Origin of the sequence: Paraburkholderia sp. RL17-383-BIF-A, from assembly GCF_046028015.1 — a bacterium.
Taxonomy (GTDB): Bacteria; Pseudomonadota; Gammaproteobacteria; order Burkholderiales; family Burkholderiaceae; genus Paraburkholderia.
Genome location: NZ_JARESR010000006.1, coordinates 25687 through 52454, shown reverse-complemented (window position 1 = coordinate 52454; position 26768 = coordinate 25687). Strand labels below are relative to the sequence as shown.

27 protein-coding genes and 1 riboswitch are annotated in these 26768 nt (G+C 63.3%); of the genes, 14 read left to right on the top strand and 13 right to left on the bottom strand.

Annotated features, from left to right (window positions below):
- Positions 1-94: 94 nt before the first annotated feature.
- The gene (locus tag P0D71_RS09125) at positions 95-772 is read right to left on the bottom strand and encodes a FadR/GntR family transcriptional regulator (protein ID WP_408479869.1); all 678 of its coding nucleotides are present in this window, start codon (positions 770-772) and stop codon (positions 95-97) included.
- 355 nt (positions 773-1127) lie between these two features.
- On the opposite strand from P0D71_RS09125, the gene dgoD reads away from it, so the two are divergent.
- From dgoD to P0D71_RS09110, 3 genes are all read left to right on the top strand, one after another.
- Complete coding sequence (gene dgoD, locus P0D71_RS09120) at positions 1128-2276, top strand: galactonate dehydratase (RefSeq protein ID WP_074765636.1); 1149 nt, start codon at positions 1128-1130, stop codon at positions 2274-2276.
- A 359-nt stretch (positions 2277-2635) separates the two neighbouring features.
- On the top strand, positions 2636-2938 hold the full coding sequence (locus tag P0D71_RS09115) for a hypothetical protein (RefSeq protein ID WP_408295927.1): 303 nt from the start codon (positions 2636-2638) through the stop codon (positions 2936-2938).
- A 13-nt stretch (positions 2939-2951) separates the two neighbouring features.
- Positions 2952-3182 (top strand): YodC family protein, encoded by a 231-nt coding sequence (locus tag P0D71_RS09110; RefSeq protein WP_408479772.1) that lies wholly within the window; start codon positions 2952-2954, stop codon positions 3180-3182.
- Positions 3183-3447: 265 nt separating this feature from the next.
- Here P0D71_RS09110 and P0D71_RS09105 read toward each other — a convergent pair whose 3' ends face one another.
- Positions 3448-4377, bottom strand: coding sequence for a CopD family protein (locus P0D71_RS09105; protein ID WP_408295924.1), 930 nt, complete (start codon positions 4375-4377; stop codon positions 3448-3450).
- Entirely contained in the window at positions 4374-4751 is a 378-nt protein-coding gene (copC, locus tag P0D71_RS09100; RefSeq protein ID WP_408351671.1) for a copper homeostasis periplasmic binding protein CopC, read from the bottom strand. Before copC ends, P0D71_RS09105 begins: the two co-directional genes overlap by 4 nt.
- Positions 4752-5118: 367 nt before the next feature.
- Here copC and P0D71_RS09095 point away from each other — a divergent pair, with 367 nt between their 5' ends.
- From P0D71_RS09095 to P0D71_RS09080, 4 genes are all read left to right on the top strand, one after another.
- Entirely contained in the window at positions 5119-5850 is a 732-nt protein-coding gene (locus tag P0D71_RS09095; RefSeq protein WP_012434267.1) for a c-type cytochrome, read from the top strand.
- A 21-nt stretch (positions 5851-5871) separates the two neighbouring features.
- Complete coding sequence (locus P0D71_RS09090; RefSeq protein ID WP_091799299.1) at positions 5872-7170, top strand: c-type cytochrome; 1299 nt, start codon at positions 5872-5874, stop codon at positions 7168-7170.
- Positions 7171-7289: 119 nt separating this feature from the next.
- Positions 7290-7910 (top strand): PAQR family membrane homeostasis protein TrhA, encoded by a 621-nt coding sequence (gene trhA, locus P0D71_RS09085; RefSeq protein ID WP_091799296.1) that lies wholly within the window; start codon positions 7290-7292, stop codon positions 7908-7910.
- A gap of 215 nt (positions 7911-8125) precedes the next feature.
- Positions 8126-9688: a DEAD/DEAH box helicase gene (locus P0D71_RS09080; RefSeq protein WP_408479771.1), complete on the top strand. Its 1563-nt coding sequence runs from the start codon at positions 8126-8128 to the stop codon at positions 9686-9688.
- Positions 9689-9827: 139 nt separating this feature from the next.
- Here the strand turns inward: P0D71_RS09080 and P0D71_RS09075 are convergent, their stop codons facing one another.
- The 4 genes from P0D71_RS09075 to ggt all read right to left on the bottom strand — a co-directional run bounded on the left by P0D71_RS09075 (position 9828) and on the right by ggt (position 14860).
- Entirely contained in the window at positions 9828-10352 is a 525-nt protein-coding gene (locus tag P0D71_RS09075; protein ID WP_408479868.1) for a hypothetical protein, read from the bottom strand.
- A gap of 123 nt (positions 10353-10475) precedes the next feature.
- On the bottom strand, positions 10476-11303 hold the full coding sequence (locus tag P0D71_RS09070) for a ferritin-like domain-containing protein (protein ID WP_091801020.1): 828 nt from the start codon (positions 11301-11303) through the stop codon (positions 10476-10478).
- Positions 11304-11650: 347 nt separating this feature from the next.
- On the bottom strand, positions 11651-13015 hold the full coding sequence (locus tag P0D71_RS09065) for an MFS transporter (RefSeq protein ID WP_408479770.1): 1365 nt from the start codon (positions 13013-13015) through the stop codon (positions 11651-11653).
- Positions 13016-13222: 207 nt separating this feature from the next.
- Positions 13223-14860 (bottom strand): gamma-glutamyltransferase, encoded by a 1638-nt coding sequence (ggt, locus tag P0D71_RS09060; RefSeq protein ID WP_408479769.1) that lies wholly within the window; start codon positions 14858-14860, stop codon positions 13223-13225.
- A gap of 354 nt (positions 14861-15214) precedes the next feature.
- Here ggt and P0D71_RS09055 point away from each other — a divergent pair, with 354 nt between their 5' ends.
- The 3 genes from P0D71_RS09055 (at position 15215) to P0D71_RS09045 (ending at position 17348) form a co-directional block, all read left to right on the top strand.
- Positions 15215-15994 (top strand): DeoR/GlpR family DNA-binding transcription regulator, encoded by a 780-nt coding sequence (locus tag P0D71_RS09055; protein ID WP_091799287.1) that lies wholly within the window; start codon positions 15215-15217, stop codon positions 15992-15994.
- Positions 15995-16300: 306 nt separating this feature from the next.
- Positions 16301-16498: a hypothetical protein gene (locus P0D71_RS09050; RefSeq protein ID WP_177205069.1), complete on the top strand. Its 198-nt coding sequence runs from the start codon at positions 16301-16303 to the stop codon at positions 16496-16498.
- A 223-nt stretch (positions 16499-16721) separates the two neighbouring features.
- Positions 16722-17348: a TetR/AcrR family transcriptional regulator gene (locus P0D71_RS09045; RefSeq protein ID WP_408479768.1), complete on the top strand. Its 627-nt coding sequence runs from the start codon at positions 16722-16724 to the stop codon at positions 17346-17348.
- Between the two features lie 69 nt (positions 17349-17417).
- Here the strand turns inward: P0D71_RS09045 and P0D71_RS09040 are convergent, their stop codons facing one another.
- On the bottom strand, positions 17418-17792 hold the full coding sequence (locus P0D71_RS09040; protein ID WP_408479767.1) for a hypothetical protein: 375 nt from the start codon (positions 17790-17792) through the stop codon (positions 17418-17420).
- A gap of 210 nt (positions 17793-18002) precedes the next feature.
- On the opposite strand from P0D71_RS09040, the gene glpD reads away from it, so the two are divergent.
- The 4 genes from glpD (at position 18003) to P0D71_RS09020 (ending at position 22866) form a co-directional block, all read left to right on the top strand.
- The gene (gene glpD / locus P0D71_RS09035) at positions 18003-19532 is read left to right on the top strand and encodes a glycerol-3-phosphate dehydrogenase (protein WP_091799275.1); all 1530 of its coding nucleotides are present in this window, start codon (positions 18003-18005) and stop codon (positions 19530-19532) included.
- Between the two features lie 174 nt (positions 19533-19706).
- Entirely contained in the window at positions 19707-21206 is a 1500-nt protein-coding gene (gene glpK / locus P0D71_RS09030) for a glycerol kinase GlpK (RefSeq protein ID WP_408479766.1), read from the top strand.
- An 86-nt stretch (positions 21207-21292) separates the two neighbouring features.
- A complete protein-coding gene (locus P0D71_RS09025) occupies positions 21293-22006 on the top strand; it encodes an MIP/aquaporin family protein (protein ID WP_408186179.1) in 714 nt (237 codons plus the stop codon).
- Between the two features lie 173 nt (positions 22007-22179).
- A complete protein-coding gene (locus P0D71_RS09020) occupies positions 22180-22866 on the top strand; it encodes an HAD family hydrolase (protein ID WP_091799266.1) in 687 nt (228 codons plus the stop codon).
- Positions 22867-23031: 165 nt separating this feature from the next.
- Here P0D71_RS09020 and ribB read toward each other — a convergent pair whose 3' ends face one another.
- From ribB to P0D71_RS08995, 5 genes are all read right to left on the bottom strand, one after another.
- Complete coding sequence (ribB, locus tag P0D71_RS09015) at positions 23032-23751, bottom strand: 3,4-dihydroxy-2-butanone-4-phosphate synthase (RefSeq protein WP_091799263.1); 720 nt, start codon at positions 23749-23751, stop codon at positions 23032-23034.
- The gene (locus tag P0D71_RS09010) at positions 23708-23914 is read right to left on the bottom strand and encodes a hypothetical protein (RefSeq protein ID WP_177205068.1); all 207 of its coding nucleotides are present in this window, start codon (positions 23912-23914) and stop codon (positions 23708-23710) included. Before P0D71_RS09010 ends, ribB begins: the two co-directional genes overlap by 44 nt.
- A riboswitch (FMN riboswitch) is annotated at positions 23899-24127 on the bottom strand. Its footprint overlaps the gene before it by 16 nt.
- A 116-nt stretch (positions 24128-24243) precedes the next feature.
- Positions 24244-24933 carry a helix-turn-helix domain-containing protein gene (locus P0D71_RS09005; protein WP_091799260.1) on the bottom strand — a complete coding sequence of 230 codons (690 nt, stop codon included), beginning with the start codon at positions 24931-24933 and terminating at the stop codon, positions 24244-24246.
- 195 nt (positions 24934-25128) lie between these two features.
- Positions 25129-26295: an MFS transporter gene (locus P0D71_RS09000; RefSeq protein WP_408479765.1), complete on the bottom strand. Its 1167-nt coding sequence runs from the start codon at positions 26293-26295 to the stop codon at positions 25129-25131.
- A gap of 16 nt (positions 26296-26311) precedes the next feature.
- A complete protein-coding gene (locus P0D71_RS08995; protein WP_408186177.1) occupies positions 26312-26710 on the bottom strand; it encodes a VOC family protein in 399 nt (132 codons plus the stop codon).
- Between the last annotated feature and the right edge of the window lie 58 nt (positions 26711-26768).

Below are 26768 nucleotides of genomic sequence, written 5' to 3'. Positions count from 1 at the left end.
TCCGGCGGGCTCCGAACCGGCAACCGAGAAACGTTCTGGCGCGGCCGCTGAACCATCACCGCCGCGTGACCCTACGTGCAGCGCCGCGGGCCGCCTAGGCCTCGATCCGCGCGCGTGTCACACCTAACAGTCCCGCCATCGCCGCGCGCGCCGCGGCGGCATCGCGATCACGAATCGCTTCGAATACCGCCGTGTGCTCGGCCAGCGATGCATTGAACACGTCCGCGCGTTTTGCATTCAGACGCAGTTGCGCTTCGAGCGTGCGCTCGATCAGCGTACCGAGCGGAATCAGCAACTCATTGCTGCACGCAATCAGCACGCTCAAATGAAACTGCAGATCGGCGCGCACCCATTCGTCGACATTGCGCGCGGACACCATGGCCGCATGAGCCGCCGCGAGTGCGTGGAAGGTGACGTCCGTGTGCGAGTCCGCCGCGAGACCCGCGGCATACGGCTCGATCATCTCGCGCATTTCCTGCAGCTTGAGCGCGAACGCCATCGGCTCGGCGACCCGCGAGTACCAGTCGAGCACGTCGGCATCGAGCAGGTTCCACGCATGTTTCGGACGCACGCGCGTGCCCACGCGCGGACGTGATTCGATCAAGCCCTTCGAAGTGAGCGTACGCAACGCCTCGCGCAACACCGTGCGACTCACGCCGAAGGTCTCCATCAACTCCGCTTCGCGCGGCAGGATCGAATCGGGCGCGTAATCGCCGCGCAGAATCGCGGTGGCCAGCAGATGGGCCACACGCCCATGCAGATCATGCTGAATAGCTTTCTCCCAGCGGCCTTGCGGCGCTATTGATATTGGAACTGAGCCCGGAAAAGAGCGCGATTATCGGGTATCTCCACCTTGATATCACCTGCTTCGGCTACGTCGTGTCGAGGTGGGGTCTCTCCACTATCTGGCGAATAGTACTATTAATAGTACTTAAATGCGCTTTTGTTGTAGCATGTGAATCCTCAAATATTCCGCATGGGACGAGGGAGCGCTAATCCGCTCACCAGACCGATGCCTCGCATGGGGCGGGAGTAAGCGCTAAAGCGCTAACTCCCGCCGTGCTTTGCATGGGGCCGGACTAAGCGCTAAAGCGCTAACTCCGGCCGACACACAGGAGACGTACACCATGAAAATCACCAAGCTCGAAACCTTCATCGTTCCACCGCGCTGGTGCTTCCTGAAAATCGAAACCGACGAAGGCATCGTCGGCTGGGGCGAGCCGGTGGTGGAAGGCCGCGCGCATACAGTGGCGGCCGCCGTGGAAGAACTGTCCGACTATCTGATCGGCAAGGATCCGCTGCTGATCGAAGACCACTGGCAGGTGATGTACCGCGCAGGCTTCTACCGTGGCGGCCCGATCACGATGAGCGCGATCGCCGGCGTCGACCAGGCGCTGTGGGACATCAAGGGCAAGCATCACGGCGTGCCGATTCACGCGCTGCTCGGCGGCCAGGTGCGCGATAAGATCAAGGTGTATTCGTGGATCGGCGGCGACCGTCCGAGCGACGTGGCCAATAACGCGCGCGCCGTGGTCGAACGCGGCTTCAAGGCCGTGAAGATGAACGGCTCCGAAGAGTTGCAGATCATCGACACCTTCGACAAGGTGCAAGGCGTTATCAACAACGTGGCGGCGGTGCGCGAGGCGGTCGGACCGAACATCGGCATCGGCGTGGACTTCCACGGCCGCGTGCACAAGCCCATGGCGAAGGTGCTGGCGAAAGAACTCGACCCGTACAAGCTGCTCTTCATCGAAGAGCCGGTGCTGTCGGAAAACGCCGAGGCGCTGCGCGACATCGTCAACCAGACCAACACGCCGATCGCGTTAGGCGAGCGCCTGTATTCGCGCTGGGACTTCAAGCACATTCTGTCGGGCGGTTACGTCGACATCATTCAGCCGGACGCGTCGCACGCGGGCGGCATTACCGAGTGCCGCAAGATCGCATCGATGGCCGAAGCCTACGACGTCGCGCTCGCGCTGCATTGCCCGCTCGGCCCGATCGCGCTGGCAACCTGCCTGCAGATCGACGCAGTGAGCTACAACGCGTTCATCCAGGAGCAGAGCCTCGGCATTCACTACAACCAGGGCAACGACCTGCTGGACTACATCAAGAATCCGGAAGTCTTCAAATACGAAGACGGCTTCGTGTCGATTCCGCAAGGTCCGGGCCTCGGTATCGAGGTCAACGAAGAGAAAGTGCGGGAGATGGCGAAGGTCGGCCATCGCTGGCGCAATCCGGTGTGGCGCCATGAGGACGGCAGCGTCGCCGAATGGTAATCGCATGACGCAACGCCGCCCCAAGGGCGGCGTTTTTGATTTGCGCGGACGCGCTTTGGTATTCGCGCTCTGTTATTCGCGCTCTTGCCTTTGCGCTTTCGTATTTGCGTTCCGACCTTTGCGCCTCCATAAGGCACGGCTGACGCGTTACGTCGACGTGACGCGCACAGCGTCGCAGTAACGTAACATCCCGGACCGAACGGACTGAAACAGGCGTTTTGCGGCCCTTTCCTGCCTTGGCGTCATCCTCGCAAAGCCTTATCCAGAAAGGCTTTCACGCGATCTGTTCGGCATCGGACATACGCATGGCCCACTCCTTGCTCAAATGCATTCAAACGACAAATGCATCGGGGTACATCATGGGCGAATTCCTTCCAGACTATCTGCTGCGCGAACAGGCCGCCGTCGGCGCGCTGGTGATGTTCGGCGTGCTGCGCATCATCGGCGCGGCGCTGGCATACGAACGCGGCTGGCGCATCTCGGTCGTCGAGAAATGCTTTATCGGCGCCGCGGTGGTCTACTGTCTGCCGCAACTATTCGATCTCATGACGCATACATACGGTATGCGCGCCGCGGGAGCCGAACTCGAAGGCAAAGCCGCGGGCTGTGCCATCGCACTTTTTTGCGCGCCGATCCTCGGACATCGGCTCGGCCTCGAATAATCGGAGGCTGATCATGCAGCTGGCCAAGCGGCTCACGAGGCGGGCAAGACCCGCATATCGAGCGGGCGACGTGCTGAAGCTCAAATCGGGCGGCCGTCCGATGACCGTGACCTGGAGCGGGCCCGTACTGTTCGCGTCGGGCAACTGGCTGATCTGCCAGTGGTTCAACGCGGCTGGCGACTTGCAGCAGGAGATGTTTCCGGAGGAGACCCTGGAACGGGCGAGCCACGCGCTTGCCGCCTGAAGAGCAGTAGCGGATTGCCGGCCACCGCCGGGCGACCGTGTGTATTGCGCCGCACGCGTTTTAACGTGCGGCGCTTTTTTTGACGTTCAGGGCGCCTGCGGGCCGTCGCAGACTTGAGTCACCGCGGACACGCACGGCGCTCAGATGGCGGCAGCCGCGTCGCTCGTTTTGCGGCCGGTTTTGCGACCCGTTTTGCGGCCAATTTTTGCGACCCGTTATGCGGCTCTTTTACGACTCGTCTTGCGGCTCATCCCGCGCCGAGGGGTCAACCGAGCGCGGCAAACGCCGGCACGCTATGCGACAACGCGGCCGCCGCGACGAACGCGCCGATCATTGCCAACGCTTCCAGATACAGGACGTTGACGAAGGTATGGGCGTCCATTGTCGAGGCCGTCCGGCGCAGACGCGGCAGCGCCGAAAAGCGGTTGAGTCCGCCGAGCACCAGCGCGAGCGCGATAAGCGCGAGCTTGAGCATCAGCACATGACCCCACGTGCTGAGTTCGATCGCCTCGAACGAGCCGCCCGAACCGCGCACCGCGTTGAAGATGCCGGAGAGCAGCACCAGCGCGACCGCCACCACCGATACATTCGACACCTGCGTCGCCGTGCGGATCAACATGCCGCGCGCGGTCGAGGTGCCGAGCGCCGGCAGAACCGCGAGCCCCGCCGCCATGGCCAGCCCGCCCCACACGGTGGTGACGAGCACGTGCAGCGTTTGCATGGCGACAGCGGCCGAGGCCGGCCCGGCATCGGCCGCATGCCCGAGCGACGCCTTGCCCGCGGCCACCGCGATCACGGCCAGCCACAGCAGCGCGTTGCGCAGCATGCCGGTATGACTGGTCATGGCCGTGCCGAGCAGCACCAGCGCGCCGGCAAACGCAAGGCTCCAGCCATAGCCGACGTGGGTTTGCATGAGCACGGTCGGCACCACGCCGAGCGCGGCCGGCAAGCCGACGCCGCTCATCGATGCCGCCTGATACAGGAGCCAGCCGAGATCCGCAAGCACCAGCACGACCGTGGCGGTCAGCATCGAGCGTTGCGCGCGCAACCAGGCGAGGCGCGCGGGCGAGACCTTCTGCTGGGCGTCCTTCGCGAGCCACGCGCCGAGCAACGCCGAACCGACGGCAAACGCGAACGCAACGTTCATGAGCGCGGCCATGGCGACCTGCCCGATCCAGAGTGCGTCGATGCTCATTTGACGATGAACGTAAAGTTGCCCTGGGTACGGTGGCCGTCTGTGGCTACCGCCGTCCAATGCACCGCATAGCGGCCGGCGCTCAACTGCGGCAGCGGCAGACGCATGACCTTGGCGTCGCTCCCGTCGACTTGCGACGAAACCTGCGCGGCCGCGTTACCGCTCGCGTCGGCAAGGGCGATCTTGCTGAATGCCGGCTCGAGCGGCTCGGTGAAACGGATCGTCACTTCGGTGGGCGCAACGACTTCGGCGTTTGCCGCCGGTACGCTCGATGCCAGGTGCGCATGGGCGAATGCGGTGGACGCCGCAACCAGCGCCGCGACGCCGAGCATCGACGCTCGTAGCGCCGGACGGGAAAAATGGAGTAGCTTCATGTATGGCCGATAGCGGATCATCAGGAGAACGGTGGGCGTCAACCCGGGCGCATCCAGACCGGATAGGGCCGGCGCGCCCGGAAGTGTACGCTTCGATGGTTCGCGCGGGCGTCGGTTCAACCCGCTTTGTGGATAGATCGCCCGCGTTAGCCGCTTGTCCCCTTGATTGCTCAGGCAAAATTGAGATGATCGACAGGTAGTCCGAAGAGCCCTGCGCGTCAAACTGTCGCATGGTGGTGACAGCCGGAACCTTCTCTAATGACTCAAATAGTCACCATCACCCTTCGATGATAGAATGCTGCGTCGCCGCAGCGCCGGCTGCCCTTCACACCGAGCCGCTCGAAGTTCGGTCAGGTCCCCGATTTTGATGGAGTTACGCGTGTCTTCAAGACGCATTTTCCGCCCGCTGCTCGCCCTTCTGCTGATCGGCTCCGCGGGTGTCTATAGCGCTGCGAAAGCGCAGACTCAACCGAAGGCCCCCGACACGATGGAAGCGCGCGTGCAAGGCTGCACGGCCTGCCACGGCACTCACGGCCAAGGTACCGACAACGACTACTTCCCACGCCTCGCGGGCAAGCCGGCCGACTATCTGTACAACCAGTTGCAGAACTTCCGCGAAGGGCGCCGCAAGTACCCGCCCATGAACTACCTCGTCACGTATCTCTCGGACGACTACCTTCATCAGATCGCCACGTACTTCTCGCAGCAGCGTCCGCCGTATCCGCCGCCGGCCAAGCCGACGGTGTCGTCGAGCACGCTCGCGCGCGGCCAGCAGATCGTGCTGAACGGCGACGCCTCGAAGCAGATTCCGGCTTGCGCGGCCTGCCACGGCAAGACGTTGACCGGTATGCAACCCGCTATTCCGGGTCTGGTCGGCCTGCACTCCGACTACATCAGCGCGCAGCTGGGCGCATGGCGCTCGGGCTCGCGTCACGCCATTGCGCCTGATTGCATGCACACCATCGCCACGCGCCTGACTGACGAAGACGTGAACGCCGTTGCCGCATGGCTTTCCACGCAACAGGCTCCACAAAACCCCGTGCCGGCTCCGGCCCGCTCGATGAAGACTCCGCTTGCCTGCGGCAGCGAACCGCAATAAGGCACCGGGAGAGACACTCAAATGAAACGCAAGTCTTTGTTCGCCCTCTCGGCAGTCGTCGTCGTTGCGGCTGCCGCACTCGTTCCCGTCCTGTGGTCGGGCGGCGACAACCTGCATAACGGCACGGCCATGGCGGCAACGCCCGCCGACCAGGCCGCGCTGATCAAGAAGGGCGAGTACCTCGCCCGCGCCGGCGACTGTATCGCCTGCCACACGGTGCGCGGCGGCAAGCAATTCGCCGGCGGCCTGCCCATGGCTACGCCGTTCGGCACGATGTTCACGCCGAACATCACGCCTGACGACCAGTACGGTATCGGCAAGTGGACGCAGGACGACTTCTACCGCGCCATGCACACCGGCCGTTCGAAAGACGGCAGCCTGCTGTATCCGGGCTTCCCGTTCACGAGCTACACGAAGGTCACGCGCGCCGACTCGGACGCGATCTACGCGTACCTGCGTTCGGTCACGCCGGTCAACGTGGCGAGCCGTCCGCACGAACTGAAATTCCCGTTCAACCAGCGCAACATGCTGATCGGCTGGCGTACGTTGTTCTTCCGTGAAGGCGAGTACAAGCCGGATCCGACCAAGTCGGTCGAATGGAACCGTGGCGCCTACCTGATCGAAGGCCTCGGCCATTGCGGCATGTGCCATACGTCGATCAACGCCATGGGCGGCCCGGTCAATTCGGCGGCATTCGCCGGCGGCCTGATCCCGCTGCAGAACTGGTATGCGCCGTCGCTCACGTCGAACAAGGAAGCCGGCCTCGGTGACTGGGAAACCAAAGACATCGCCGATCTGCTCAAGACCGGCGTGTCGAACCGCGGTGCGGTGTTCGGCCCGATGGCTGAAGTGGTTCACAACAGCCTGCAGTACATGTCGGACGAGGACATCAACGCGATGGCCACGTACCTGAAGACGATTCCGCAAAAGAGCGAAGCACCGGAACCGCTGCAGCTCGAAACGTCGGAGAAGTTCGGCGGCGAACTGTTGAAGCAAGGCCAGAAGATCTACGCTGACAACTGCGCGAAGTGCCACGCGGAAAATGGCCTCGGCATGCCGCCGGCCTTCCCGCCGCTCGCGAACAACCAGTCGATCCAGATGCCTTCGGCGGTCAACCCGATCCGCATGGTGCTGAACGGCGGTTACCCGCCGAGCACGGACGCCAACCCCCATCCGTACGGCATGCCGCCGTTCGCGCAAGCGTTGTCGAATCAGGAAGTGGCAGCCGTTGTGACGTACATCCGTATGTCGTGGGGCAACCACGGTACGGCCGTGTCGCCGCAGCAAGTGTCCGATCTGCGCTCGGCGCCGCTCGACTAAGCAGCGTTCGTCGCACCCGGGGCGCGACCAGCGAAATTCGCGGCCGCGCCCTTCGTTTTTTCAGGACCGGTATCATGTGGACGTTCTGGTCCTTATGAACCGCGCAGGAGGAAAGAGTCGTGCATGTCGGTGAGCGTTTCAACAGCATTACCCACCTCGTCGGCGCCGTGCTGTCGGTGGCGGGTCTTGCAACGCTCGTCACGATGGGCGCACTCGACGGCGACGCATACAAGGTGGTCAGCTTCAGCGTCTACGGCGCGATGCTGTTCGTGCTGTATGCTATCTCCACGCTTTATCACAGCGTGCGCAGTCCGCGCGTGAAAGCGGTTCTTCAGAAGTGCGACCATTCGGCGATCTACCTGCTGATCGCCGGCAGTTACACTCCGTTCACGCTAGTCACATTGCGCGGACCGTGGGGCTGGTCGCTATTCGGCGTAAGCTGGGGGCTTGCCGCCCTTGGCATCGTGCAGGAACTGACGCTCGGGCGACGCACCCGCAGCGTTTCGATGGTGCTGTATGTGTTGATGGGATGGCTCGCGCTCGTTGCCGTCCGCCCGCTGGTGCATGCCTTACCGGCAGCGGGTACCGCCTGGCTCGTGGCCGGCGGGATCATCTACAGCGCCGGCATCTACTTCTTCATCAACGACGAGCGCATCCGGCACGGACATGGTATCTGGCACCTGTTCGTACTGGCGGGCAGTCTGTGTCAATTCGTCAGTGTTGCGCGCTACGTCGCGTGACATCCCACGGCGGCGAAATGCAACTTAAGGCCAGTCAACGTGTCTGCATAGCGCGTTGAAGCATTCGGCACGCGCTTCCCGCGTGCCGCCGATTTCTCTGCGACCGGGAACTGGGCTTCGGGCCTCGAACATGCCATGTGGGTGTGTTCATGCCGCGTTGATGCCTGCCTGGGCCCATGTGTGCCGTTCGCGAAACTGCATTGCAAAGAGCTTTTATGTCTTTTGATTCTCTCGGCTTGTCCGAACCGTTGGTCCGCGCTGTCCACGAACTTGGCTACACCACGCCGACTCCGATCCAGACGCAAGCGATTCCCGCCGTGCTCAATGGCGGCGACCTGCTGGCCGGCGCGCAAACCGGCACCGGCAAGACCGCCGGCTTCACGTTGCCTATTCTGCAGCGTCTGAACTCCATGCCCGCCGTTGCAACCGGCTCGGGCAAGCGCGCGGTGCGCGCGCTGATCCTCACGCCCACGCGTGAGCTGGCCGCACAGGTCGAAGAAAGCGTGCGCGCCTACGGCAAGTATCTGAAGCTGAAGTCGACCGTGATGTTCGGCGGCGTTGGCATCAATCCGCAGATCGGCGCGTTGAGGAGCGGCGTGGACATCGTCGTCGCGACGCCGGGCCGTTTGCTCGACCACATGCAGCAGAAGACCATCGACCTGTCGCATCTCGAGATTCTCGTGCTCGACGAAGCCGACCGCATGCTCGATATGGGCTTCATCCATGACATCAAGCGCGTGCTCGCCAAGCTGCCGCCGAAGCGTCAGAACCTGCTGTTCTCGGCCACCTTCTCCGACGAGATCAAGACGCTCGCTGACAATCTGCTCGACTCGCCGGCGTTGATCGAAGTCGCGCGCCGCAATACGACGGCGGAAACGGTCGCGCAGAAGATTCACCCGGTGGATCGCGACAAGAAGCGCGAACTGCTCACGCATCTGATCAAACAGCACAACTGGTTCCAGGTGCTGGTGTTCACGCGCACCAAGCACGGCGCCAACCGCCTTGCTGAACAGTTGACGAAGGACGGCATCAACTCGCTGGCGATTCACGGCAACAAGAGCCAGTCGGCCCGTACACGCGCGCTCGCCGAGTTCAAGGACGGTACGCTGCAGGTGCTGGTGGCGACCGACATCGCCGCGCGCGGCATCGATATCGATCAATTGCCGCACGTGGTCAACTACGATCTGCCGAATGTGCCGGAAGACTACGTGCACCGCATCGGCCGTACGGGCCGCGCAGGCGCGACGGGCGAAGCGGTTTCGCTGGTGTGCGTCGACGAACTGCAATTGCTGAAGGACATCGAGAAGCTGATCAAGCGTCCGGTGCCGCAGGAAGTGATCGCCGGCTTCGAGCCGGACCCGACCGCGAAGCCGGAGCCGATCCTGCGCCGCGGCCAGGGTGGTGGTGGCGGTGGTGGTCGCTCGCCGCGTCAGGGTCAAGGCGCACCGAAGCGCGACGACGCACGGCGCGATGGCGGCGGTTCTGCGAAACCGGCACAACGCTCGAGTCAACGCCCGGCGAACGGTCAGCAGCAACCGAAGCCTCAGGGTGCGAAGCCGACCGGCAACGGCGGCCAGGCGCGTCGTGACGGTCAGCGCCACGACGATCGGCCCCGTGCCGTCGCGCATGAAGGCAGTGCCGCTCAGCATGCGCCGCGTAAGCCGCAGGGTGCGAAGCCGCAAGGCGGCAATCCGGGCGCGTTGCTGGGTGGCGCGAAGCCGCGCAACGACGCGCCGCGCGGTGGCCAGCCCACGCGCAGCGGCCAGCGCGGGCGTTGAGGTTTTGCGTTGAGGTTTTGCGTTGAGCCCCTGCGTTGAGCCCCTGCGCTAAGCCCCTGCGCTAAGCCCCTGCGCTAAGCCCCTGCGCTAAGCCTCCAAGCGGCGGCCACATCGGCCGCCGCTTTCTCGCAAACAACGACTAGCGGCCAGCAGCAGCCGCTGCTTGCTTCAGGTGTTCGATCTGCCGCTCCCATCGGTCGAGCACCGCCTTTCCCTCCCCTTCCAGGGCGAACGTAATGCCGCTAGTCAGGCGCGCATAACGAACGCTTTGCGCCTCAGCCGTGTCAATCGAACCGTGCAGATAGACGAGCCCGCTGGCATCGCCGGCAACACTCGCTAGCGGCGTCATCAGCAGCTGCACTTGACAAAACGCTTCGTCGCAAACAAAGGTCAGTGCCGCCCGGCCGCTTTGCGTAATGGCGCGCGTCGCCCTCGCTTGCGGCCACAACGCGATGCATAGCGTGCGCGAATCAGGCGCATACAACTCGCCGACGCCAAGCAGCGACGTGCGCACATGGCCATTCGTATCGACGCTCAGCAGCGACGCGGTAAAACCCGTCTTACTCGCAAGCGACGAACCGTCGAACAACGCGCGCACGGCGTCGGGCCATTCATCGAACACGTTGTGTTCAAGCGGGCGTTCGGAGGCGGGGGAATCGCTCATCATGTCGATCCGGTTGGAAGTGGCCAATCACGCATCATGCCTTGAAAAACAAATGGCCCGCACGAGCGGGCCATTTTCAAAGCGAGCCGTCGACGCAGGCCGACGGCAGGCCGATCCGCGCGGTCAGCGGAAAAAAACGTGCTGCGTGATCTTGGCGAGTGGGTAATGCACGCCCGGCTGAATCCTCGCCGGCAGATCGAGCGGCTTGAGCAGCATCTTCACGCACATATCCGCCGACAGGTTACGCCGCACCAGCGCATTGATACGCGCCGCGCGTTCGCGGTTATAGGCCGAGTCATGCACGCGTTCCGGATAACGAACCGCGAAGACATGCCGCAAAGCGATCTCCGAGTCTTCGTTCTTGATCTCCATTACGCGACGCATCAGCGCGCCCAGCACTGCGAGACGGCCGTTGCCTTCGATCCTGTTGTACTTCTTGAAGTACTTGAAAAAGTGCTTGTAGTGACGGACTTCGTCGGTGCGGATGTTGTCGGTGATCTGCTTGAGCACCGGCTCGTCCGAGCACTCGCCGATCGCGCGATACAGCGTAGCCGTGCCGGTCTCCACCACGCAGCGCGCGACCATTTCGAGCGCGCGGGTCTTCTCGAAGTCCTCCACCGAACAGGTCAGCGAGTACTCTTCCATGAAATTGCGAAATGCCGTGTCCCAGTCGAACTCCGGCCACACGTAAGCGATATACGTCTTGAGCGCGCGGCCATGCTGCAACTCTTCCGGCTCCCACTCCTGGTTGAGCCAGGCCGAGACTTCAGGATCGCCGTTAAAGAACGTACTCAGATTGCTGGTGTAAAGATCGGAGCCGCTTTCAATAAACGAAGACGCGCACAGCAGCAGCAGCAAATCTTCGTTAGCGACGGCCTTTTGCCGATCAATGCGGGTGAGGTCGATATCCTCGATCCGCCAAGGCATGACATGGTTCAGCTCTGTGTGCATCGTGTCTTGCTCCGAAAACTGTATCGACTCGTGGAGCATGCTCGAAACAGCCCGCTCTCGCCCGAGCGGTCCGCCGTGTCAGATACAGCGCCTTGATTAGAGTTAACCCCTTGTATCTTGCATCTTAGCCGGTGTTTCGCAACTCTGCAGATAACCCAGCACAGACCATGCCGAGACGCGGCAGTTCCAATTTCGGGTAGTCAAAACATTCGGTCGGATAAAAGCGCGGCGCGCGAGGCAGAAAAAAAGCCAGCTCGAAGAGCTGGCTTAAGTCTGCGACGATCATCGTCGATGAGGACTGGCAGGACCGGGCGATGTGCCGATTCGAAGCAACCGGCCCTGGCCGCTCAGGCAGGCTGTACACCTTGAGGCACACGGACGCGGCGCACGCGCCAGGCCACGACGATGAGCGAGAGGCCAGACAGCACCGCGGCAATCAGCACGTAGTAGCTGGGCGCAAGTTTGTCGCCGGTCAGGTGAATGAACGTTTCGACGATCGTCGGTGCGAAGCCGCCGAAGATCGTCACGCCGATGCTGTAAGCGATTGAAAGACCGGTCGAGCGCACCTGCGTTGGAAAGATCTCGGACATCAAGGCGGGCATCGGCCCGGAATAGGCGGCCTTGAAAATACCCGCCGTGCCCTGCAACAGCAGCAGCCAACCGATGGTCGGATGAGTCTGCAACAGCGCGAACATCGGATAGATCAGCGCCCCCATCAGGATCGACGTGGTTAGCATGATGCGAATCCGGCCAATGCGATCGGACAACGCACCCATCACCGGCGAAAGCAGAAACTGCAGGCCGCCATTGAGCACCACCACGCCGAACGATGCCGCCGCCGGCATATGCAATTGCTTGACGGCGTACATCGGCATGTAGAGTTGCAGCACGTACACGCCCACCGTGGATTGCGCGACGATGCCAACGGCAAGCAGCAGGTTGACCCACTGGCTGGCGAACGACGCGTCCTTCTCTTCGCTCGCCGCCGCGCGAGTGCCGCTCGCCTCACGCGCGGCGCGCAGCGCCAGGAACTCGGGCGTCTCGTCGAGGTGCGAACGGATGTAATAGCCCACCGGGCCGACCAGCAAACCGAACACGAACGGAATGCGCCAGCCCCAGTTATTCAGTTGCTCGGGCGGCAGCCACGCGGTCAGCAGCGAGCCGAACGCGGCAGCGGTGATCGCGGCGAGCCCCTGGCTCGCGAACTGCCAGCTGGCGTAATAGCCGCGGCGCGACGCGCTATGTTCGACCATGAAGGCCGTCGCACTGCCGAACTCGCCGCCCACCGCGAAGCCTTGCACGAGCCGCGCGAGCAGAATCAGGATCGGCGCCGCAATGCCGATCGACGCGTACGGCGGCATCACGGCCATCGTGAAGGTGCCGACCATCATCAGCGCGATGGCGAGCGTCAGCGCGGCCTTGCGTCCCTTGCGGTCGCCGTAGATGCCCAGCACCACCGCGCCCAGTGGCCGCATGAGGAACGAGATGCCGAAGGTGGCGATGGCGAGCAGCGTGGAGAGCCACTCGTCCTGCATCGGGAAAAACTGTTTGGCGATGATGGTCGCGAAGTAGCCGTAGACCAGAAAGTCGAACCACTCGAGTGCATTGCCGACCGACGACGAAAACACGATCCGCCGCACCATCGCTTTGGAAAGCGGTGCCGATCGAGAATGAGCGGAAGTTGTCGCCGTGGGCGACGCGGGGGTCTGCATGAAGTCTCCTGCCTGTCTGAGGTCTGATGCCCGATGCCGGGTGTACCGGAAGCGCCGTTGGCGTCCGGCAATTCTGATTGTTGCGATGCCGTGAAATGGCAGTCGGTCACGCGCGCCGCCGACTCCGTGCACGATGCCGCGCGTGCGTGGCTGCGCGCGTAGCGAAGCGGCCGACTCGATGGGCGGCCGCCGCGCGCGTGGATGCTTTCAGAACCCGGCGGCCAGCCCGTCACGGCGGCTGTCGCTCGCCGCCACATAGCCGCGCTCCGGATCGTTGCGATCGAGCTTCCAGATGTACTGGCCGGAGCCGAAGTCCATGTACGGATCGTCCACCGATTTGATGACGTGGCCGCGCTTCTGCAAGGCCTCGGCGGTCTTCGGATCGAGCGTCGACTCGATGTCGATCGTGAAGTCGCGATTGACCTTCCAGCGCGGCGCGTCGCACGCGGCCTGCGGCTGCTGACCGTAGTCGAGCATCCGCACGACGGATTGCAGATGACCTTGCGGCTGCATGTCGCCGCCCATCACGCCGAAGCTCATCACCGCTTCCTGCTGGCCGTTCACCTGCTGCGTGAGGAACGACGGGATGATCGTGTGGAACGGACGCTTGCCGCCTTCCACCACGTTCGGCGACTTCGGGTCCATCGAAAAACCGCAACCGCGGTTCTGCATGGCGATGCCGCTGTCCGGCACCACGATGCCCGAGCCGAAGCCCATGTAGTTCGACTGGATGAAGCTGACCATCATGCCGCGCTCGTCCGCCACCGACATGTAGATCGTGCCGCCTGCCTTCGGCATGCCGAAGTCGAACTGTGTGGCGCGCTTGTGATCGATCAGCTTGGCGCGCGAGGTCAGGTACGCGTCGTCGAGCATCTGCTCGGGCGTGACTTCCATCGAACGCGGATCGGCCACGTAGCGATAGACATCGGCGAACGCGAGCTTCATGGCTTCGATCTGCAAGTGCTGCGACTCGACGTTGTCGACCGCCAGTTCCTTCACATCGAATTTTTCGAGGATGCCCAGCGCGATCAGCGCCGCAATGCCCTGCCCGTTCGGCGGAATCTCGTGCACCGTGTAACCGCGATAGTCCTTGCCGATCGGCTCGACCCAATCCGCTTTGTAGTTGCGCAGATCGTCGGTGGTCAGCGCGCCGCCGCCTTCGCGCGCAAACGCGGCGATCTGCTCGGCGATCTCGCCCTCGTAGTACGCGCGCGGGCCTTGCTCGGCAAGCTTGCGCAGCGTCTTTGCGTGGCCGGGAAAGCGTACCAGCTCACTCACTTCGGGCGCGCGGCCGCGCGGCATGAAGGTTTGCGCGAAGCCCGGCAGGTCCTTCAGTTCCGGCACGGCCGCCGCCCATTTGTAGGCGACGATGCTTGCCACCGCATGACCGCGCTCGGCGATCTCGATGGCCGGCTCCATCAGGTCGGCGAACGGCAGCGTGCCGAATTTCTGATGCAGCGCTTCCCAGCCGGCGATCACGCCAGGCACCGTCACCGCGCCCCAGCCACGCGTGGGCTGCTTCGCAAGACCGTTTTCCTCGCCGTACTTGCGCTTGAAGTAGTCGACATTCCATGCCGCCGGCGACACGCCCGACGCGTTCAGCCCATGCAGCTTCTTGCCGTCCCACACCAGGGCGAAGGCATCGCCGCCCAAACCGCACGATACCGGCTCGACCACGGTGATAGCGGCCGCTGCCGCAATGGCCGCATCGACGGCATTGCCGCCCTTCCAGAGCATGCGCAGCCCGGCTTGCGCCGCGAGCGGATGCGAAGTCGAAACGATGTTGCGCGCGAATACAGGAAGACGCGGCGTCGGATAAGGGTTTTGCCAGTTGAAGCCAGTCATGTCGAACACTCTTGAAAGCGCGGCCCGGCTTGCGGAACGCGGAACCATCGGAAACGGGGCGAATCAGGAAAACGCCGGCGAAGCACGAATCAAACGAAGAACCCGGGATTGCATCGTGATCCGACCCAAAAAACAAATTCATTTATGAACTGAATAAATGCGTAAACAACCTGAATGCGTCTCGCTGGCCGCCGCACCGTCGTCTCACATCTTATGCATGTCGCACGTGTTGGCAGACAAGGCGCGCGATGGTCTTACAATACGCTCACCCCGTTCACGCATTACCCGCTTACTGGCCAAGCCTCACGCGCCGGCGGCGGGTCACGCAGACAAAAATCCCACGAACCGAGACACATGACCCGAGACCCCCGCCTGACTCTCAACGCCCGGCAACAGGAACTGCTGGAGTGGGTGCAACGCGACGGCTTCGTGACCGTGGACGACCTCGCGGCCCACTTCGACGTGACGCCGCAGACGATCCGCCGCGACGTCAACTGGCTCGCCGACATGAACCTGCTGCGCCGCTATCACGGCGGCGCCAGCCTGCCGACCAGTTCCGAGAACGTCTCCTACACCGCGCGTCAGCGCATGTTCCATGAAGAGAAGCGGCGCATCGCGGCGCTAGTGGCCACTCACATTCCCGACCAGGCGTCGCTTTTCATCAACCTCGGCACCACCACCGAAGAAGTAGCGCGCGCGCTCAACCGCCACCGCGGCCTGCGCGTGATCACCAACAACCTGAACGTCGCCAGCATGATGAGCGGCTATCCGGATTGCGAGGTGCTGGTGACGGGCGGCATCGTGCGGCCGTGGGACAAAGGGATCGTCGGCGAACTGGCGATCGATTTCATCCGGCAGTTCAAGGTGGACTTCGCGATCATCGGCACCTCGAGCATCGAACCCGACGGTACGCTGCGCGATTTCGATACGCGCGAAGTGCGCGTGGCCGAGGCGATCATCCAGCATGCGCGCACCGTTTTCCTCGCCGCCGACAACTCGAAATTCGGCCGGCCCGCGCTGGTCCGTCAAGGCCATCTGGATCAGATCGACGCGTTGTTCACGGACATGGCGCCGCCTGCCGAGATGACCGAGACGCTCACCGCCGCCAACTGCCAGGTGTATGTCGCCGAATAATTCCAGGCGTTCTCCGCCATGTTGCAGCGCACGGGAAACTTCGAGTGAAATCAAGAATCTGGCTGCGACCCCCAACCGCCGCTGACACGCCCAATTGTCAAAGGGAAAATTTACTGGGGCCGATTTGGTGTTTAACGTGCGGTTGACTACACTCCAGTTCCCCAGCGTGCATTGCGCGTTCCGCGTAGCGCCGGTTGCGTGAAACTGTCGTGTTAGCCGTACCTCCCGCCTGATTCTTTGCGGACTTCACTGGTTTGAGCCAGTTGCCGGCAAGGCCGTCCGCGTTTGCTTGACATGGAGAGAACGATGCTGAGTCCGCATGAATTCGCCACGTTGTTGCTCGTCAAGGACGCTCCCAATCAAGTCGACATGGAGCGAGAAGAACTCGACGCACTGCTGGAACGCCAGCTCGTGCAACTCGAACGGCTCGCGTCGGGCAACGAACAATGGCGCGTGACTGAAACGGGCGATAGCGCATTGCGGGCCATCAAGCGACTTTCCTAGTTTTCCGGGTCTTACCGCGATTTAACGGGTTTTACCGCGTCTCACCGCCGGACTGTCAGTCGATGTCCGGCGCGGTGACGCGGGCAAGCAGCGCGTGCATGCGGTGCGATGAGATGGCCCGGACACCATTCGTGCGAAAAGCAGGACGCCGTCCCGTGTCCGCTTTATTGTGCCCAACTCATTTACGCAGTAAATTGACGCGACGGACCTTCTGCCTTCGCGCATGCCCAAAACGCTTTCCCCCGACGACATCCAGCAATTTCGCGAGGCCATGCGGCGCGTGGCCGAGGACGCGTTCGCCACGCGCGGCGCGGAGGGCGTGACGATGCGCGAACTGGCCAAGGAGTTGGGGTGCAGCGCCATGACGCCCTATCGCTACTTCCGCGACAAGGACGAGATTCTCGCGATGGTCCGCGCGGCCGCCTTCAATCGCTTCGCGACGCGCCTCGAAGCGGCAGCCAAAGCCGCCCCGGAAACGGATCATTCTTTGGTGAGCGAAGCCTACGTCGCTTTCGCACTCGACGAACCGCATGCCTACCGTTTAATGTTTGATTTGACTCAACGGGACAGCGTCTACCCGGAACTCGCCGCCGCCTCGCAGCGCGCGTGGCGCATGCTCCGCGCACACTTCGAGCGGCTCGTGGCCGCGGGCATTCTGGAGGGCGATCCCCAGTTGATCGGCTACGCCTACTGGGCGAGTCTGCATGGCTTCACCATGCTGACGCTAGCCAATCAGTTGCCGCTGCCTCAGGCGCAGCAACCGGCCGTCCACGATACGCCGACGCGCGAAGCCGTATTCGCTCAGATTCGCCGCATGTTATGGCGCGGCGCGCAGCCGCAGCGCGGCTAGCGCAAACCACACTTGCATCCGTTCAGCCACCGGCAGCAAACGTTGTGGAACACAGCCCCCGCTTGAATCTCAGCCGTTGCGCAAAGTCGGATCGACGGCCGCGCGCCAGCTCAACGCCCTGGCCCGCTGGTCGATGAAGAACGTCACCCACTGATTGCGTACTTGCGGATCGGCGCTCGTGCCCTGGCTCGTGTAACGCTGCGCGATCGACGTCTGGAACGCGCAGAAATCGTCCTTCGACAACTTGCCATGCCGGTTCGCCACATAAGCGTCGAACATGGCCGCGTAGACGCCTTGCGCGTCGTTGCCGTAGTCGACCGTCTGGGCACTGCACATCTGTTGCAACGACACGAACGACGGTGCGCCCATTGTTCCCGTCAGGCTCGGCGAGCTGACGCATCCCGCGAGAAGCGCTGCGGCGCCGATCATCAAAAGTCCACGCATGAATTCACCTCGAAATGGCTGCTGCCGAGAGTATCGTCCGTGGCCGCGCGTTGCGCCACTACCCGCACGCCGGTTAGAGGGTCAGCCAAACGATCCGAACTTTACTTTTTCGAATATGTTCATTAAAGTTCGAAAACGAACACTATCGATTCGATAGATTTTCTAAACGGCTTTTCATATCTCAGATACACAGCGCAGGGGACACAGCAGGTGACGCAAGGCTCAAGATACGATTTGCTCGTCGTGGGCGGTGGGATCAACGGCGCCGGCATCGCTCGCGATGCGGCGGGCCGCGGCCTGTCGGTGCTGCTGTGCGAACAGGACGACCTGGCGGCGCACACGTCGTCGGCCAGTACCAAGCTGATTCACGGCGGCCTGCGCTATCTGGAATACCGCGAGTTCGGGCTGGTGCGCAAAGCCCTGCAGGAGCGTGAAACGCTCTTGCGCGCCGCGCCGCACATCATGTGGCCGCTGCGCTTCGTGATGCCGCACATGCCCGATCTGCGCCCGGCCTGGCTGATCCGCGCCGGTCTTTTCCTGTACGACCATCTCGCCAAACGCGAACTGCTGCCGGGTTCGCGCGGCATTGTGATGCGCAACCATCCGGCGGGCGTGCCGCTGGTCGATTCGATCAAGCGCGGCTTTGTGTACTCGGACGGCTGGGTCAACGACGCGCGTCTGGTCGTATTGAACGCACTGGACGCCAAAGAGCGCGGCGCGAAAATCCTCACGCGCACGAAACTGCTGAGCGCCGTGCGCGCCGGCGGCGAATGGCGCGCCCAGCTCAAGCGCGACGACGGCACGATTCTGGACGTGCGCGCCGCATCGATTGCGAACGCCGCGGGCCCGTGGGTCGGCGAACTGCTGCAAGGCGCGCTCGGCCGCGCGGCATCGCACAGCGTGCGGCTCGTGAAAGGCAGTCACATCGTCACGCGGCGGCTGTTCGAGCACGATCACGCGTATATCTTCCAGAATCCGGACAAGCGCATCATCTTCGCGATTCCCTACGAACACGATTACACGCTGATCGGCACGACGGATCTCGAGTATCGCGACGACCCGTCGAAAGTGGCGATCAACGCGGAAGAAACGCAGTACCTGTGCGACTCGATCAACCGCTATTTCAAGCAGAAGATCTCGCCCGCCGACGTGCGCTGGACCTATTCGGGCGTGCGTCCGCTGCTCGAGGAGGAAGGCGCGGACAACCCGTCGGCGGTCACGCGCGACTACTCGCTCGAACTCGACGCGCCTGCCGGTGAAGCGCCGTTGCTGTCGGTGTTCGGCGGCAAGATCACGACCTTCCGCAAACTGGCGGAAGAAGCCGTCGACAAACTCGCGCAAGCGCTGCAAAACGGCGCGTCGTCATGGACGGCCGGTGCGCCGTTGCCCGGCGGCGATATGCCGAACGCCAACTTCGAGCGCTTTCTCAGCGAATTCAAGCAGCAGCATGCGTGGCTGCCGGCCGATCTGGCGCACCGCCTTGCCCGCGCCTACGGCACACGTGCCAAGCATGTCATCGGCAACGCGCGCTCTGTGGCCGATCTCGGCCGCGCTTTCGCGCCCGGCCTGTACGAAGCGGAACTGACTTATCTGCGCGACACCGAATGGGCGCGCAGCGCGCAGGACGTGCTGTGGCGCCGTTCGAAACTCGGCTTGCATGTCGAACCGGGCACGCTCGATTCGATCACACGCGATATCGATACATGGTTCGCCCGCGAATCCGCGCGACAGAGCGCATAGTCAGATATCGCTACGCAGCGCACCGCTGCATCCGAAGGAACCGGATCGCTTCACCTCTCGGCTGGACCTGGCTGGGCCGCATCGTCACACGTGTTGCAGCCCGCTTAAAACAACAAGCCGTTCCCGTCGCCGGCTACCCGTCCGGCGATTCATAAAACGCATGGAGAAGAGACAATGCAGGATCAGTACATCCTCGCGCTTGACCAAGGCACCACCAGCTCGCGCGCGATGCTGTTCGACCGGCTCGGCAATATCGTGTCGACCGCTCAAAAGGAATTCCAGCAAATCTACCCGCGTCCGGGCTGGGTCGAGCACGATCCGCAGGAAATCTGGTCGACTCAGGCGGGCGTCGCCGCTGAAGCCGTGACGCGCGCCGGCATGAACGGCACCTCGATCGCCGCGATCGGCATCACCAATCAGCGCGAGACCACCATCGTGTGGGATCGCGAAACCGGCCATCCGATCTATAACGCGATCGTTTGGCAGGACCGCCGCACTGCCGACTTCTGCGACCAGTTGAAGGAGCAGGGTCTCGAAGAAAAAGTCCGCGCGAAAACCGGCTTGCCGATCGACTCGTATTTCTCGGCGACCAAGATCCGCTGGATTCTCGACAACGTAGAAGGCGCGCGCGAAAAGGCCAAACAGGGGCGCCTTGCATTCGGCACCGTCGATAGCTGGCTCGTGTGGAATTTCACCAAGGGCGGCCTGCACGTCACCGACGTCACCAACGCGTCGCGCACCATGTTGTTCAACATCCACTCGCTGAAATGGGACGACGATCTGCTCGAAGCGCTCGACATTCCGCGCAGCATGCTGCCGGAAGTGCGCGCTTCCTCGGAAGTGTACGGGCCGACCAAGACCACCGTGTTCGCTTCCAAGATTCCGCTCGCGGGCATCGCCGGCGACCAGCACGCTGCCCTCTTCGGCCAGATGTGCACCGAGTCGGGCATGGTGAAGAACACCTACGGCACCGGCTGCTTCCTCGTGATGAATACCGGCGACAAGCCGATCGAATCGAAGAACAATCTCGTCACCACGATCGCCTGGCAGATCGGCGATCAGATCAATTACGCGCTGGAAGGCAGCATCTTCATTGGCGGCGCCGTGGTGCAATGGCTGCGCGATGGCCTTGGCATCATCAAGAACGCCGCTGAAATCGAGACGCTGGCGCGCAGCGTGCCGCATTGCGACGGCGTGTATCTGGTGCCCGCCTTCGCCGGTCTCGGCGCGCCGCACTGGAACGCACGCGCTCGCGGCACGCTGTTCGGCGTGACGCGCGGCACGTCGTCGGCGCATATCGCACGCGCCGCGCTCGACTCGATCGCCTATCAATCGCTCGACGTGTTGAAGGCGATGGAAGCCGACTCCGGCATTCGCATCGGCGAATTGCGAGTGGACGGCGGCGCCTGCGCGAACAATCTGCTGATGCAATTCCAGGCGGACATTCTCGGCGTCGACGCCGTGCGCCCCAAGGTATCGGAAACGACCGCATTGGGCGCGGCTTATCTGGCCGGGCTCGCAGTCGGCTACTGGAAGGATGTCGACGAACTGCAAAGCCAATGGAAGCTCGACCGCCGCTTCACCCCCGCGCTGCCGCATGCCGACGTGAAGGAATGCCTCGACGGCTGGAAGCGCGCGATCCGCGCCGCGAAGGCATGGGCCGACACGCCCTGAGCAGGGTTTTCTAACACTCGCCTCTCGACATAAAGAAGCCGCTTATCCCGCGGCTTCCCTGACAACTATATTTCGGATACCAAACGATGCATCCTTACATTGCAGAATTCATCGGCACGGCGCTCGTGGTGCTGCTCGGCGACGGCGCCGTCGCCAACGTGCTGCTCGCGCGGACCAAAGGCAAAGGCGCGGACCTGATCGTGATCGTGATGGGCTGGGCGATGGCCGTGTTCATTGCCGTCTATGTCACCGCTTCGTTCAGCGGCGCGCACCTGAATCCTGTCGTGACCGTCAGCCTCGCGCTGGCCGGCAAGTTCGCGTGGGCCAAAGTGCCGGGCTATGTGGCCGCGCAGATGCTCGGCGGCATGGCTGGCGCGCTGCTCGTGTGGGTCGCGTATCGCCAGCACTTCGCGAAAGAAGGCGATGCCGACGTGAAGCTCGGCGTGTTCTGCACCGCGCCGGCGATTCGCAGCGTGCCGCATAACCTGCTCACCGAAATGATCGCCACGTTCGTGCTGATTCTCGGCGTGCTGTATCTGGCGTCGCCTCAAGTCGGCCTCGGCGCGCTCGACGCGCTGCCGGTCGGCCTGCTGGTCCTCGGCATCGGCATCTCGCTCGGCGGCCCGACCGGCTACGCAATGAGCCCCGCGCGCGACCTGTCGCCGCGTCTGATGCATGCGCTGCTGCCGATTCCGGGCAAGCGCGACAGCGATTGGCACTATGCGTGGATTCCGGTGTGCGGTCCGTTGCTGGGCGGCGCGGCGGCTGCGTGCCTGTATCTGTATCTGCACGCGCATTGATCTGACGGCGTAGTCAAGAGCCGCCTCGAACGCCCACCCAGGACGTTCCGAAGCCGTGACGGAGAACGGCGGCGCCGCGCAGGCGGCGCCAAAGCACGTATCATGACGCTTTCACTCTCCGCGCATAAGCTTGCAATTGCCTTGCCCATGCGCTTCGCTTTCCGTTTTCAGCCATGATCGACCACCTCATTTGCGACTGCGACGGCGTGCTCGTCGACAGCGAAATCATCGCTGACCGCGTCATGTTCGAAACGCTGACCGCCACGTTTCCCGGCCTCGATTTCGAACCCATCGTCAAAACGGCTTTTGGCCAGCAAACGTCGCGTTTTCTCGAAGGTATCGAGAAGTCGTTCGACATCACGCTCCCCGCGAATTTTTTCGACACCATCGAACACAACGTCGAGATTGCGCTTGCAGCCTCGCTCAGCCCGATCAACGGCGTGCGCGATGCCTTGCAACGTGTCACGTTGCCGGCCGCCGTCGTCTCGAACAGCCGCATGGCGCGCGTGAACGCGTCGGTACGGCGCGCGGGTTTGCAGCAGATTTTCGGTGAACGCATTTTCAGCGCGGAACAGGTGGCCCGGCCGAAGCCTTATCCCGACGTCTATCTGTTCGCCGCACAGACGCTGGGTGTGGAGCCGTCACGGTGTGTGGTGGTGGAGGACAGCGTGGCGGGTTTGAATGCCGCGCGTGCGGCGGGTATGAAAACGATCGCCTTCGTCGGCGCGAGCCATATTCCCGATGGCTACGCGGACGCGCTTCGCAAGATGGGTATGACTCGCATCATGCAGCATATGGACGAATTGCCCGCGCTGGTCGAAGCCGGCGTACGCGGCGAGTTCGGCGACGTGCAGTCGTAGTTTGTTCGCGGCAATCGGATAAGCCGGCTGTCGAGCCGGCGTACGCGGCGACGTACGAACGTAGCCGTTTGCGGCAAATGGAAAGCCGGCTGGAAGAGCCGGCTTTTTTGCGTCCGAACTGGAGCGAGTGCGCGCCTCACCTCACGCGCGCGCACCCTTCCCGCACTAAGCCTCGTCAGCCACGCATTCGCGCGCTTGCGCCAACGCCTGACGAAACTCCACCAGTTCGGCAATGGTCAGCATCGGCAGATTGTGTTGCGCGGCGAAGCGCTCCACGTCCGCGCCGCGCGTCATCGTGCCGTCCGGGTTCATCAGTTCGCACAGCACACCGGCCGGCTTCAGACCCGCGAGAATAGCCAGGTCCACCGTGCCTTCGGTATGGCCGCGACGGGCGAGCACGCCGCCGGGTTGCGCACGCAACGGGAACACATGGCCCGGGCGCACGATATCGGCGGGCTTGGCCGTATCGGCGATCGCGGCGCGAATTGTCGTCACGCGATCGAGTGCGGATACGCCGGTGGTCACGCCGTCGCGCGCTTCAATCGAGACGGTGAACGCGGTGCCGTGACGGCTTTCGTTGTTGACAGCCATCGGCGGCAATTCGAGCGCGCGGATCTTCTCGTCCGGCAGGCACAGGCACACAATGCCGCTGCACTCGCGAATCAACAACGCCATGGTTTCGACGGACAGACGCTCGGCGGAGACGATCAGATCGGCTTCGTTCTCGCGGTCGTGGTCGTCTTGCAGCACGACGGCGCGGCCATCGCGCATGGCTTGCAAGGCGGCGGCGATACGTGGCGGAACGGGCTCGGTGTCGAGCAAGGGGAGATCGAGGAATGCGCTATCCGCAATCGTCGACGGAGCAGGAAAAGTAGCAAAAGACATAGTTGAAACGCTCATCGCAAAAGTTGGGCGAAAAACGTTTCAGGGCATTGCAAACAGACAAAGACGCGCCGCTGAACGCCGCTTCAGGCGGCGTTCGCGCACCGCCCGGACCTGCAAGCGGCGCCACGGAAACGAACATGACTATCTGCACATCTTCTTCCATCCGGACTCTAACCGTCGGCTCTGGCTTCTCACCAGATCTGCTGACCCCATGTCGACCAGCGTGATCGCTTTGGCGATTACGCTGGTCCCATGCAACGCAGTTGCACAGGTCCAAACACACTGACGACGCGGGCGCTCGCGGGCTCACCGGCTCACGCTTTCGCGCTGCCGGCATACCGCCGGTGGGGAATTTCACCCCGCCCTGAAGACGCACTGATTACCGGATCGACCGGCTGGCAAAGCATACAACAGCCGCGCCGCCCATGCAGCGCAACCCTACTGATCAGACGGAAATCCCCAATTCCTGGCTCACCCGTCTGCGAAACGTGATCAAACCGGCGCGGCCTCGCGCGCGGTCTCGCCGTGCGCGGGCACGTCCCAGCGCGGCGGCGTCTCCGCCTTCAGCGTCACGCGAAACGCGCGCGCTTCCGTGTCGCCGGGATTGCGCAGGCTGTGCGGCTGGTCGGCGTCGAACACGATCGCGTCGCCGGTGGCCAGCAACTGGCGCTGATCGTGCACGCTGACTTCCAGCGTGCCTTCGCTCACCACCAGATTCACCGTCGTGCCTGGCGCGCGGCGCGTGCCGGCCTCGGTGTGCAACGGCGCGATACGCAGTTCGTGAAACTCGGCGGCGGTCGGCTCGGCGTCGGGATAAAGCGGCCGGGCCGAATAGCGCCCATTCGAACTGACGACGCGCGACGAGCGCTCCGCCGGCAAATGCTCGAAGCCGTTAGTCGCGTGACGGCGCAAGAAAGCCGCCACCGACACCTTCAACGCAGCGGCCACCTTGCACAGCACCTTGATGGACGGCACGCTGCGTGCCGACTCGATTTGCGCGAGCATCGCGCGCGACACGCCGGACGCGCGGGCCAAAGCGTCGAGCGACAGTTGCCGTTCGGCGCGCAAGCGGGCGAGATTCACGCCGACCAGATGTTCCAGTGCATCGAAGGGTTCTGCGGCACGCGGCGACGCATCGGTGTCAGCCGTGGGATCGCGAACCAGCGCAAGCGGGGAATGCATGATTGCCTCCAGAAGCGCCGCCGGACGGCGGGCAAGCGGTTAGTGCAAGCACGATAGCATCGCGTCCCGCCGCGCCCAACGAAGTTATCTTCACACTGTTATCAGCATTGCGGAGGACGTTTTCCGCAATGCTTGTGCGAATTTTTCATAAGGGCGCGCACACGCGCCGACTCGCCGGCTGACACATCCACACCTTCACGCGCCCTGCACCACGCTCGAGGACGGCGCGTCCATGCGCGCCGCGAGCCACGTGAGCAGCAGCGCCGACACGCTGACCGCCGCCGCTACCCACGGCAGGGTATCGAGCGAATGGCCATGGTTGATCACGAGCCCGCCGAGCCACGCGCCGCCCGCATTGCCGACATTGAACGCCCCGATGTTCAGCGTCGAAGCCAGATTCGGCGCCGCAGCGGCCTTCTCGACCACGCGCATCTGCAAAGGCGGCACCGTCGCGAAGGCGGCAATACCCCACACGAAAATCGTGATCGCCGCGGCCACTTGCGAATGACTGGTGCGCGCGAAAATCGCCATGACCACCGCCAGCGCGACCAGAATGCCCATCAGTGAGGGCATCAGCGCGCGATCCGCCAGCTTGCCGCCGACCGTGTTGCCGATTGTCAGGCCCACGCCGAACAGCACCAGGATCAGCGTGACGCCGCGTGGCGAGAAACCGCTCACCTGTTCGAGAATCGGCGCGATATAGGTGAACACGACAAATACACCGCCGAAGCCGAGCACCGTCATCGCGAGCGCGGTCCAGACTTGCGGGTCCTTCAGTACGCGCACTTCATGACCGAGACCGACCGGGCCTGCGTCGTGACGATTCGGCAACAGCGCCGTGATGCCCGCGAGCGACAGCACGCCGAATGCGCTGACGATCCAGAACGCCGCGCGCCAGCCGAACTCCTGCCCGATGAACGTGCCGAACGGCACGCCGAGCACGTTCGCGAGCGTCAGGCCGGTGAACATCAGTGCAATCGCGCTCGCGCGCTTTTCCGCCGGCACGAGCGACGCCGCCACCACCGCGCCGATGCCGAAGAACGAACCGTGCGCGAACGAAGTGACCACCCGCGCGACCATCAGCACGGAATAGCTGGACGCGATCGCGCACAGCGTATTGCCGACGATGAACACGCCCATGAGCAACTGCAACGCCAGCTTGCGCGGCATCTTGCTGGTCACCACCGCGAGCAGCGGCGCGCCGACGGCGACGCCGAGCGCGTAGCCGCTCACCAGCAAGCCCGCTGATGGAATCGACACGGCCAGATCGTGCGCGACCTCGGGCAGCAAGCCCATGATGACGAATTCGGTCGTGCCGATCGCGAATGCGCTGATCGCCAGCGCCAGTAATGGAATGGGCATTTTTCTACTCCAGCATTCAAGGTTGAGCGTGATGCAGCGCCGTCACGAATTCGACGACGACGCCCGGCGCAAGCGCCACGAAGAGTTGCGCCTGAGCTTCCTGCGGGCCCATCTGCGGCACATGCGCCGTTTGATAGTCCACGCCGTGGGTATGCAAGCGGCCGAGCAGCGCCTGCCATTCGGCGGCGCTCTCCATACGGAACGCGATGTGATCGATACGCGGCGCCATCCTGCCGGCCGAGGCAGGCACCGTCGCGTCGATCAGATGAATCAGCGGGCTGCCGTTTGCATAGAGCCAGTAGCCGTCGACCGAAAACGGCGGACGCGCGCCCTCGGTCAGCCCGGCGACATCGACGAAGAGATGTCGGGCGGAATCGAGGTCGGCGGTGACGATCGTCGCGTGATCGAGGTGCATGGTTCGGGCGGCATCAGGGATTTCGATGCTGGGATTGTCGAGGACACGCGTCGATTTG

What these genes read in the sequence shown, in the direction of transcription:
- dgoD (WP_074765636.1), top strand. Translation starts at nt 1,128, where the DNA reads ATGAAAATCACCAAGCTCGAAACCTTCATCGTTCCACCGCGCTGGTGC.
- P0D71_RS09115 (WP_408295927.1), top strand. Translation starts at nt 2,636, where the DNA reads ATGGGCGAATTCCTTCCAGACTATCTGCTGCGCGAACAGGCCGCCGTC.
- P0D71_RS09110 (WP_408479772.1), top strand. Translation starts at nt 2,952, where the DNA reads ATGCAGCTGGCCAAGCGGCTCACGAGGCGGGCAAGACCCGCATATCGA.
- P0D71_RS09105 (WP_408295924.1), bottom strand. Translation starts at nt 4,377, where the DNA reads ATGAGCATCGACGCACTCTGGATCGGGCAGGTCGCCATGGCCGCGCTC.
- copC (WP_408351671.1), bottom strand. Translation starts at nt 4,751, where the DNA reads ATGAAGCTACTCCATTTTTCCCGTCCGGCGCTACGAGCGTCGATGCTC.
- P0D71_RS09095 (WP_012434267.1), top strand. Translation starts at nt 5,119, where the DNA reads ATGGAGTTACGCGTGTCTTCAAGACGCATTTTCCGCCCGCTGCTCGCC.
- P0D71_RS09090 (WP_091799299.1), top strand. Translation starts at nt 5,872, where the DNA reads ATGAAACGCAAGTCTTTGTTCGCCCTCTCGGCAGTCGTCGTCGTTGCG.
- P0D71_RS09080 (WP_408479771.1), top strand. Translation starts at nt 8,126, where the DNA reads ATGTCTTTTGATTCTCTCGGCTTGTCCGAACCGTTGGTCCGCGCTGTC.
- P0D71_RS09075 (WP_408479868.1), bottom strand. Translation starts at nt 10,352, where the DNA reads ATGAGCGATTCCCCCGCCTCCGAACGCCCGCTTGAACACAACGTGTTC.
- P0D71_RS09070 (WP_091801020.1), bottom strand. Translation starts at nt 11,303, where the DNA reads ATGCACACAGAGCTGAACCATGTCATGCCTTGGCGGATCGAGGATATC.
- P0D71_RS09065 (WP_408479770.1), bottom strand. Translation starts at nt 13,015, where the DNA reads ATGCAGACCCCCGCGTCGCCCACGGCGACAACTTCCGCTCATTCTCGA.
- ggt (WP_408479769.1), bottom strand. Translation starts at nt 14,860, where the DNA reads ATGACTGGCTTCAACTGGCAAAACCCTTATCCGACGCCGCGTCTTCCT.
- P0D71_RS09055 (WP_091799287.1), top strand. Translation starts at nt 15,215, where the DNA reads ATGACCCGAGACCCCCGCCTGACTCTCAACGCCCGGCAACAGGAACTG.
- P0D71_RS09050 (WP_177205069.1), top strand. Translation starts at nt 16,301, where the DNA reads ATGCTGAGTCCGCATGAATTCGCCACGTTGTTGCTCGTCAAGGACGCT.
- P0D71_RS09045 (WP_408479768.1), top strand. Translation starts at nt 16,722, where the DNA reads ATGCCCAAAACGCTTTCCCCCGACGACATCCAGCAATTTCGCGAGGCC.
- P0D71_RS09040 (WP_408479767.1), bottom strand. Translation starts at nt 17,792, where the DNA reads ATGCGTGGACTTTTGATGATCGGCGCCGCAGCGCTTCTCGCGGGATGC.
- glpK (WP_408479766.1), top strand. Translation starts at nt 19,707, where the DNA reads ATGCAGGATCAGTACATCCTCGCGCTTGACCAAGGCACCACCAGCTCG.
- P0D71_RS09025 (WP_408186179.1), top strand. Translation starts at nt 21,293, where the DNA reads ATGCATCCTTACATTGCAGAATTCATCGGCACGGCGCTCGTGGTGCTG.
- P0D71_RS09020 (WP_091799266.1), top strand. Translation starts at nt 22,180, where the DNA reads ATGATCGACCACCTCATTTGCGACTGCGACGGCGTGCTCGTCGACAGC.
- ribB (WP_091799263.1), bottom strand. Translation starts at nt 23,751, where the DNA reads ATGTCTTTTGCTACTTTTCCTGCTCCGTCGACGATTGCGGATAGCGCA.
- P0D71_RS09010 (WP_177205068.1), bottom strand. Translation starts at nt 23,914, where the DNA reads ATGGAAGAAGATGTGCAGATAGTCATGTTCGTTTCCGTGGCGCCGCTT.
- P0D71_RS09005 (WP_091799260.1), bottom strand. Translation starts at nt 24,933, where the DNA reads ATGCATTCCCCGCTTGCGCTGGTTCGCGATCCCACGGCTGACACCGAT.
- P0D71_RS09000 (WP_408479765.1), bottom strand. Translation starts at nt 26,295, where the DNA reads ATGCCCATTCCATTACTGGCGCTGGCGATCAGCGCATTCGCGATCGGC.
- P0D71_RS08995 (WP_408186177.1), bottom strand. Translation starts at nt 26,710, where the DNA reads ATGCACCTCGATCACGCGACGATCGTCACCGCCGACCTCGATTCCGCC.